Origin of the sequence: uncultured Fibrobacter sp. (assembly GCF_937877005.1) — a bacterium.
Taxonomy (GTDB): Bacteria; Fibrobacterota; Fibrobacteria; order Fibrobacterales; family Fibrobacteraceae; genus Fibrobacter.
Genome location: NZ_CALEFV010000135.1, coordinates 1 through 7,845 on the forward strand (window position 1 = coordinate 1; position 7,845 = coordinate 7,845).

The following is a 7,845-nucleotide window of genomic DNA, read 5'->3' on the forward strand; positions in this document are numbered from 1 at the left end:
AGTGGCCAGGGCTGGGGTTCCCGCTACTGGGACTGCTGCATGCCTCACTGCGCATGGAGCGGCAATACCAGCAATCCGACCAGAGCCTGCAACGCCCAGATGCAGAATATCGGCGAAGCGGGTGGCAGCGTCTGTAGCGGCGGTTCCGGTGGCGTCTGCGATGTTCAGGCACCGTGGGCAGCCAGCGAAAATTTGGCCTTCGCCTTTGCAGCCGTTCCTGCAGGACTCGGTGGCGAATGCGGAAAGTGCTTCCTCCTCACATTCGACGGCAACTCCCACAACGGCGGTAGCGGCGCCAATACGTCCGGCCTCCGGGGCAAGCAGATGGTCATCATGGTTTCTAACATCGGTGGCGACGTAGGTTCCAACCAGTTCGATATCATGATTCCGGGCGGTGGTGTCGGCCTATACAACGGTTGCGGCACACAGCTCGGCATCAACAGCACGGGCGCCCAGTACGGTGGCTTCATCACCGACTGTAAGTCCGATCCCAGCTGCGTCAAGCAGAAGTGCTCCGCATTCAGCAAGTATCCGAAACTCCAGGCCGGCTGCGAATTCTCCGCAACCTGGATGGGTGGAGCCAACAATCCGAGCTTCAAGTTCGAGGAACTGGAATCCTGCCCGTCGGAAATCTCTTCCAAGTGGTAATCACTTCCTAGGAAATTCGAAAAGCCGCGGCAAAAACCGCGGCTTTTTTTGTGAGGCACGGACTATAGGGTGGTTTTAGGAGGGTTTCCCCTCCTAGGAAGAGGGGTAGCGGATGACCGAGAAGCGGGCAGGAGCGAGGGGAGGGCGCTCCCCCTTTGTTTTTATATTTAAAGTCAAAGGAGTGTTACAGGATGTTTGGTAGGAAACAGTATAAAACGAATTTTGCAACGGTTGCATTCGCAGCGCTTGCCCTGGCGGGCCCTTCATTTTCGATCAATGTCGCCTGTGTCGGCAACAGCATTACAGAGGGTTACGGAATCTGGGCCGACAAGAAATATCCCGACCACCTGCAGGAAATGCTCGGCAGCGACTACACCGTCAGCAATTTCGGAGTCTCCTCGATGACGTTTGCAGGCGCCACAATCAAAGGCGGCGAAAACAGATCCAGCTACTGGACGACCGAAAAGTTCAAGGCGGCACTCGCCTCCAATCCGGATATCGTCGTGATCGAGCTCGGCACCAACGACAGCAAGTACTTCACGGACAAATGCATCTGGGAGGGCGCCGAAAAATACAACTACCTTTATGGCCAGTGCGAAAAATCGCAGCTGTACGCCGATTACGAGGCGCTAATCGACACCTTCGCGCACCTGCCCACGAATCCCGAGATTTACGCCACGCTACAACCCTACAGCAACAACTGCAACTGGGGTATCATGGACACGGCAATCGTAAGCCAGATCAATCCCATCATCAAGGAAACCGCCATCAAGAAGGGAGTGAACATTATCGACCTGCATACGCTATTCCAGACACCCGCATGGTTTTTGGATGACAGCGTGCACCCGAACGCTGCAGGCGCCCAGGAACTTGCCAAAATCGTGAACAAGTACATCACCCTCGCAAAGCCTGAAATCAAGCAGAACGGGGCAACCTTGCAAGCCGAAGGCAATGCCTATGGCTACCTCTGGTACAAAGACGGCAAGCTTATCGAAGGTGCCGACAAGCCTACCCTTACGCTTAACGAGAAGGGTAAATACAAAGCCCTTATAAAAGTCGAAAGCGACAACGATTCGTGGCTCATGAGCAACGAAATCGAGGTCACGGAATTGAACGGCGGCACCACGAAGATCGCACCCAAGCGCAACAAAAAAGCGCAGCCGAAGCTGCGCAAGCTGCATCACAAGGTAGATGTAAAAGGACGTCGCGCCGACTAGAGCCTGGACTCCAGGAATTTAAACATCTTGCCGTAGGCATTTTCGCGGACCGGCTTTGGGGAAAGGAACAAGTCGTGAAGCCCGCCCTCGATCCGTTCGAGCTGCACGCTCGGACCAAGATTCGCACCGAACTCGCGGATATGCTCGACGTCCAGGACGCCGTCGCAATAGGTATATTCTTCGCTCCAGTCGTCGTCACGGAAACTGCAACCGCTATGCATCACGAGCACGGGCGATACAAGCTGCATGCCCTGCTGCACGCGGACATGTCCCTGGTGAATAGCGCGGAGCCAGCCCAAATTAATCGGAAGACTTCCGCGAATCTTGAGGTCAAGGCTGTAGTTCCACTCCCCCACGCCGTACTGATGCAGGCTCCGGTCGTAGTTCTCGTTATGGCTGCGCGGAACGCCGATTGTCGGGAACACGCCGCCAATGGCCGAAAGCACGGGCACGGCGAGGCGGCGTACCGGCCACGGATAGTTCATTTCGAGGAAGGGACTGTTGAGCACAATAGCCGCAATCCCGGAACCGCTGTTGCGGTCGGCAGCATAGAGGCAGGCGATAAGTCCGCCGGTGCTGTGACCCAACAGAACGAGCGGAAGCGTATCACCCTCTATCGTTCGCATCGTGGCGATGGCGGAATCTAATTCCGGGTAGTACTCCGCAATGTCATAGAGTTCACCCAAGGTTTCGCCCTTGCGGTACGAACGGCCGTAATGGTGTAAGTCTATGGCGTAGAAGGAATATCCCGCCGAATCCATCCGCTGCGCAAGTTCGTACTGGAAAAAGTAATCGTTGAAACCATGAATGTAGAGCACCATCGCCTTGCGTGGCATGGCGGAATCAGTGACCGTAGCCGAATCCGCATCGGGCGCGTAATGAATCAATGTCGCACGAAAGCCGCTTTCTCTAAGATCGTAAGCAAGAGTCCTAAAGGAACTTCCCAGCAAGGAATCCGGCGCCATGTTCACGCCACCCGCAAGCAACGTGGACACGAACAGCGTACACAATAATCCCACCCATTTCATGGGTGCAAATATAACAAACTAGAAAAAGTTCACGTTGAACCAGCCCTTCTTTCCGTCCTCGGAAAGAGCGATGCCGCAGGCGACCTTGGTGTAGTCGCCCTTCATGTTCAGATAGTGACCGATATAGCGATAGTCCTCGGACTTTTCAGGATCGCGTTCGCCGCTAGTCACCAGCGCCTTTTCGTCTTCCCACATCATCTTGAGGTAGGATTCCGCAACTTCGGACGCAGTGCCGTGCCAGGAAGTACTAAAGTTCGGGCCGCTGTTCTGCGCATATTCGCCACAGTCGCCCATGTGACCGTGCGCCTTGTTTTCGGCCATGTCGTCGGCGGCCTCCTTGTCGGTACAGGCCTGCTTTTCTTCGGCGGCAAGTGTCAAGGGTTGGAGATTTTCGGTAGCGCGGTACTCGTTGATTTTGGCGAGGCAATCCTCGCGCCAGTTTTCGGTGAAGAAAGCGTTGTCCTTGGATTCGGAAGCGCTAGAGACAAGGGTGCTGTCGCTCGAGGCCGGCGTAGCGGACTCTTCCGACGAGGAAGATACTTGCGAGACAGAAGATTCCGACGATGTAGGCTCCTGTGAAACAGAAGATTCCGGCGAAGACGTTTCCTGCGAATCAGAGGACTCCTGTACAGCAGATTCTTCCGATGACGAAGGTTCCTGCGAAGCGGAGGACTCCTCGACGACCGTTCCGGAATCTGCACTCGTAGAAGAAGAGTCGTCGGAGCATGCCACGAAAAGAGCCGAAACAAATGCAGCTGCGACTGCGGCCTTGACAAAAGATCTCATAAACACTCCATGGTTATATACCTGTAGATAATCTAAATAATTTACCGACGGGAAGGACATCGGATTGGCAAAACTTCGCTCAATGGCACCCCTCTACTTGACCACCAATATGCATATAACTATATTTGTGCATAAAAGAAGCATGGGGCGCAAAGTTTGTGCCAAAGGATATAAATAACATGGAATACAAAATTAAGGATATCAACCTTGCAGTGGAAGGCCGCAAGGAACTCGACCTCGCCGAAACCGAAATGCCGGGCCTGATGGCGCTGCGCAAGGAATACGCCGGCAAGAAGCCGCTCGCAGGTGCGCGCATCATGGGTAGCCTCCACATGACCGTGCAGACCGCTATTTTGATTGAAACGCTCGTGGACCTCGGCGCCGACGTGCGCTGGGTCAGCTGCAACATCTTCAGCACGCAGGACAACGCTGCCGCCGCCGTCGTGGTCGGCAAGAAAGGCACCGTAGAAAACCCGCAGGGCGTGCCCGTGTTCGCCTGGAAGGGCGAAACCCTCGAAGAATACTGGGAAAACACCGCCCGCGCCCTAGTGTGGCCCGACGGCAAGACCGCAGACCTCATCGTGGATGACGGCGGCGACGCTACCATGCTCGTGACCTGCGGCGCCGAATTCGAAGATGCCGGCAAGGTGCCCGAATTCAACCCCGCTACCGACAGCGAAGAATGGGGCGTGTTCCTCGCCACTTGCAAAAAGATTTTTGAGAAGGACCCGAAGCAGTGGACCCGCGCCCGCGAAACTCTCCGCGGCGTTTCCGAAGAAACCACTACCGGCGTGCATCGCCTTTACCAGATGGCCCAGGCCGGCCGCCTCAAGTTCCCGGCAATCAACGTGAACGATTCCGTGACCAAGTCCAAGTTCGACAACCTCTACGGCTGCCGCCACTCCCTCATCGACGGCATCAACCGCGCCACCGACGTGATGATGGCCGGCAAGATCGCAGTCGTGTGCGGCTACGGCGACGTGGGTAAGGGCTGCGCACAGTCCCTGCGCGGTCAGGGCGCTCGCGTGATTATCACTGAAATCGACCCGATTTGCGCGCTCCAGGCCGCCATGGAAGGCTACGAAGTCAAGACCCTCGACGAAGTCGTTAGCTACGCCGACATCTTCGTGACCACCACCGGCAACACCGGCATCATCAGCGCCGCCCAGATGGAAAAGATGAAGCACCGCGCTATCGTGGGTAACATCGGTCACTTCGACAACGAAATCGACATGGCCGGCCTCAAGAAGATTCCGGGCATCAAGCGTAACGAAATCAAGCCGCAGTACGACGAATGGATTTTCCCCGACGGCCACAGCATCCTTATCCTTGCTGAAGGCCGCTTGCTGAACCTCGGCTGCGCTACTGGTCACCCGAGCTTCGTGATGAGTGCAAGTTTCACGAACCAGACCATCGCGCAGATCGACCTCTGGCTCAACGCACAAGGGAAGGCTACTGTCGCCGGCATCAAGTACGAAAGCGGCGTCGTGTACACGCTCCCGAAGATCCTCGACGAAAAGGTCGCACGCCTGCACTTGGAAAAGCTCGGCGTTCACCTGACGACCCTCACCAAGGCCCAGGCCGACTACATCGGCGTATCCGTCGAAGGCCCGTACAAGGCGGATCACTATCGTTACTAGACGATAGAACGCTCGCTACGCGAGCTACAGACGAAAGAAAAATGTGTCATCCTGAGCGACCATAGGTCGCGAAGGATCTAAAAATCTCCCCGTGCAATGTAATATGCGCGGGGATTTTTTTAATCCCTATAATATCAGCTCTCGTTTCTTTTCAACAATCTGCCAAATTCCATCATTCTTGACTAGGCGAATAGGAAATCGCCGGCGGCTTTTTATATTTACGCTATGCAGCCATACATCCATCAGTTTGCAAACTTTTTGCGCTTGCACATGGATTCCATTTCAGTGGGTCTTGTCGCGACATTGCTCATCATTTACGGTGGGCATATCAACGCCTATTTCAAGAAGATAACCAAGAGCGTCCCTTTTCTCGGACGATTTGCACTTTTCGTGGTGCTTTGCAGCGCGGGCTATGCGTTCATGTCATCGCAGCTGGTGAAACTCCTAAAGATGTTCCTACGCAGTCAGGCGGACTTACCGCTCATCGGGATTGTCGCGGGAGCTTTTGTTGTGCTTGCGTTCTGCGCCCGCAGCGGAAAAGACATTTAGTCTCGAAAACGCTACCTATTCCAGCCGGAATGCCCTTCGCCGTAATAGAGGGCGGCATCTTCGGGGCCAAAGTCGTCGGCCACGGTATCGCGCGGAGAAAGCCACCCGCGCATTTTCTTGATGCGTGCCTTGCGAGCCTCGGCAGCTTTGGCTGCTGCGGGGGCTGCGGCAGGAGTCGTGGCAAAATCCGCGCCAGTTTCATTGTGCTTTTCGTCAAGTGAATCGGCCATACATTAAAAAGATAGTTTAATCTCCCTCGAAAAAGATTATTTTAAAGGTATGAGCGCAAAAATTCGTAACACCTTTTCTGCGGCGATGTTCGCCGTCACGGCTACCACCTCCGCCGCGCTAGCCCCGGCAGGCTACGCACAAACGGTGTCCGACACCGTCTCGTTCGTGAACTTCGAGAACCGCGAAGTCGGCGTGTACGGCAATGCAGAAGCCAAGGAAGACTTCAAGCGCAACGATTACGACAAAAGCTGGTGGTACGCCATGGACAAGAACAATGGCGAAAACTCCAAGGTCGTATACGACGGCGAGGAACACGGCAATGTACTGCAGCTCAAGTACCCCAAGGGCTGCGTAGGCCCGAACGACAACGACACGCCCGCCTGCGCCGGGCAAATCATCCAGCCGCTCGTGAAAACCGCCGACACCATGTGGAGCGCCTACGACATATTTTTTGAAGACGGGTTCGAGTTCCAGCTGGGCGGCAAGCTCCCCGGCCTATGCGGCGGCAAGTGCTACACCGGCAACGCCATGCCCGAAACCGGCGACGGTTGGAGTGCACGCATCATGTGGCGCAAAGACGGCAACGCCGTGCAGCTCATCTACTTTATGGGGCAAGAGTCCGTATATGGCGACGACTTCAAGTGGGACTTGAACGGCACCATCCCGCAAAAACAGTTCACCACCGGCACCTGGCACCGTATTGTAAACAAAGTAAGCATGAACACCATCGCCTCTCCCGGCAACGGCGACAAGAACGGCCGCGTGCAGACATGGTTTGACGGAGAACTCGCGCTCGATGTAGATACGCTCAGGCTCCGCGACTACGACACCGTGAAAGTCGACAAGTTCTACCTCTCCACCTTCCACGGCGGAAGCAGCGCCGAATGGGCCCCCACCCACGACTGCTTTATCCGCTACGACAATTTCACCGTATCGACGGATTCCATCGCGGTAAAGGCGGGCGCACCGGACACAACCGCCCCGGGCACCGACCGCATTGGGGCGCAACGGCAGGACCGCCTAAACGCAACACCCGCCAAGGCATACCGCATTGACGGCAGCCGGGTCGGCGGGAAAAAGGCGAATTATGAAGTGAAAGTCGGAAGATAGGTTACACGATTTTTGATTACTTCGCATAGCCCACGGGGTTGTTCAGCAAGGGCACCTTCGAAGGTGAAAATTGTGGGCAGGGTCCCGAACGGATTATGCTGCGGACACAGAACCGCGCCACAGTCGCCCCCGTTGAAACCTACCGCATCGACGGCACCTTTGTCAGCCGCAAAAATACCCTCCCCGACGCCGCCACGCACCAGCTCAAGAACGGGAAACGGGTGAAAGTTGGGAGGTAGGGATGAGCTACCGAGATTTCCTCGGTAACTTATTCTTTTTCCCATGTTGCAAATAGTAAAAGTTTTTCTGGGCTTCAATTTCGGCACGGAGTTCCTCGTCTGTAGGCATGTAGGTTTTGTATTTGGCGGCAAATAGCCGGTTATTTCCGTGAAGCACCGAATAACGCGCAATGCTATCGTCCGTATCAGCGCATATCAAAATGCCAATAGTCGGATTGTCGCCTTTCCCGCGTTTTAATTCATCGTACATGCGAACATACATATCCATTTGGCCGACATCCTGATGCGTGACCTTTGTCGTTTTCAAGTCAACAAGTACGAAAGATTTCAAAAGATAATTGTAGAACACCAGGTCGATGTAGTAATCCTCTTTTTCTGTATGGATATGTTGCTGTCG

9 protein-coding genes and 1 pseudogene are annotated in these 7,845 nt (G+C 55.0%); 6 read left to right on the forward strand and 4 right to left on the reverse strand.

What is annotated here, in order from left to right; all coding sequences use genetic code 11:
* Together Q0628_RS06585 and Q0628_RS06590 are read left to right on the forward strand one after the other, a co-directional pair.
* Nucleotides 1-648, forward strand: a pseudogene (locus Q0628_RS06585) (glycosyl hydrolase family 5); the annotation flags it as partial.
* A 191-nt stretch (nucleotides 649-839) separates the two neighbouring features.
* Entirely contained in the window at nucleotides 840-1,865 is a 1,026-nt protein-coding gene (locus tag Q0628_RS06590; RefSeq protein ID WP_298769340.1) for a GDSL-type esterase/lipase family protein, read from the forward strand.
* Here the strand turns inward: Q0628_RS06590 and Q0628_RS06595 are convergent.
* A complete protein-coding gene (locus Q0628_RS06595; RefSeq protein ID WP_298769342.1) occupies nucleotides 1,862-2,893 on the reverse strand; it encodes an alpha/beta hydrolase in 1,032 nt (343 codons plus the stop codon). The genes Q0628_RS06590 and Q0628_RS06595 overlap by 4 nt on opposite strands.
* Before the next feature lie 18 nt (nucleotides 2,894-2,911).
* The gene (locus Q0628_RS06600) at nucleotides 2,912-3,679 is read right to left on the reverse strand and encodes a CAP domain-containing protein (RefSeq protein ID WP_298769344.1); all 768 of its coding nucleotides are present in this window, start codon (nucleotides 3,677-3,679) and stop codon (nucleotides 2,912-2,914) included.
* A gap of 179 nt (nucleotides 3,680-3,858) precedes the next feature.
* On the opposite strand from Q0628_RS06600, the gene ahcY reads away from it, so the two are divergent.
* Nucleotides 3,859-5,319 (forward strand): adenosylhomocysteinase, encoded by a 1,461-nt coding sequence (gene ahcY / locus Q0628_RS06605; protein WP_298769346.1) that lies wholly within the window; start codon nucleotides 3,859-3,861, stop codon nucleotides 5,317-5,319.
* Nucleotides 5,320-5,544: 225 nt separating this feature from the next.
* Entirely contained in the window at nucleotides 5,545-5,868 is a 324-nt protein-coding gene (locus Q0628_RS06610; protein ID WP_073323685.1) for a DUF3392 family protein, read from the forward strand.
* 11 nt (nucleotides 5,869-5,879) lie between these two features.
* Here Q0628_RS06610 and Q0628_RS06615 read toward each other — a convergent pair whose 3' ends face one another.
* Entirely contained in the window at nucleotides 5,880-6,098 is a 219-nt protein-coding gene (locus Q0628_RS06615; RefSeq protein WP_298769349.1) for a hypothetical protein, read from the reverse strand.
* Between the two features lie 49 nt (nucleotides 6,099-6,147).
* Here Q0628_RS06615 and Q0628_RS06620 point away from each other — a divergent pair, with 49 nt between their 5' ends.
* Both Q0628_RS06620 and Q0628_RS06625 read left to right on the forward strand, forming a co-directional pair.
* Nucleotides 6,148-7,209 carry a polysaccharide lyase gene (locus Q0628_RS06620; protein ID WP_298769351.1) on the forward strand — a complete coding sequence of 354 codons (1,062 nt, stop codon included), beginning with the start codon at nucleotides 6,148-6,150 and terminating at the stop codon, nucleotides 7,207-7,209.
* 95 nt (nucleotides 7,210-7,304) lie between these two features.
* Nucleotides 7,305-7,448, forward strand: coding sequence for a hypothetical protein (locus Q0628_RS06625; RefSeq protein ID WP_298769353.1), 144 nt, complete (start codon nucleotides 7,305-7,307; stop codon nucleotides 7,446-7,448).
* A 7-nt stretch (nucleotides 7,449-7,455) separates the two neighbouring features.
* Here Q0628_RS06625 and Q0628_RS06630 read toward each other — a convergent pair.
* Nucleotides 7,456-7,845, reverse strand: a 390-nt coding sequence (locus Q0628_RS06630; RefSeq protein WP_298769355.1) for a PDDEXK nuclease domain-containing protein, incomplete at its 5' end; no start/stop codon positions are given.

Excerpts from the sequence above, each read along its gene's own strand:
- Q0628_RS06590 (WP_298769340.1), top strand. The coding sequence starts at position 840 with ATGTTTGGTAGGAAACAGTATAAAACGAATTTTGCAACGGTTGCATTC.
- Q0628_RS06595 (WP_298769342.1), bottom strand. The coding sequence starts at position 2,893 with ATGAAATGGGTGGGATTATTGTGTACGCTGTTCGTGTCCACGTTGCTT.
- Q0628_RS06600 (WP_298769344.1), bottom strand. The coding sequence starts at position 3,679 with ATGAGATCTTTTGTCAAGGCCGCAGTCGCAGCTGCATTTGTTTCGGCT.
- ahcY (WP_298769346.1), top strand. The coding sequence starts at position 3,859 with ATGGAATACAAAATTAAGGATATCAACCTTGCAGTGGAAGGCCGCAAG.
- Q0628_RS06610 (WP_073323685.1), top strand. The coding sequence starts at position 5,545 with ATGCAGCCATACATCCATCAGTTTGCAAACTTTTTGCGCTTGCACATG.
- Q0628_RS06615 (WP_298769349.1), bottom strand. The coding sequence starts at position 6,098 with ATGGCCGATTCACTTGACGAAAAGCACAATGAAACTGGCGCGGATTTT.
- Q0628_RS06620 (WP_298769351.1), top strand. The coding sequence starts at position 6,148 with ATGAGCGCAAAAATTCGTAACACCTTTTCTGCGGCGATGTTCGCCGTC.
- Q0628_RS06625 (WP_298769353.1), top strand. The coding sequence starts at position 7,305 with ATGCTGCGGACACAGAACCGCGCCACAGTCGCCCCCGTTGAAACCTAC.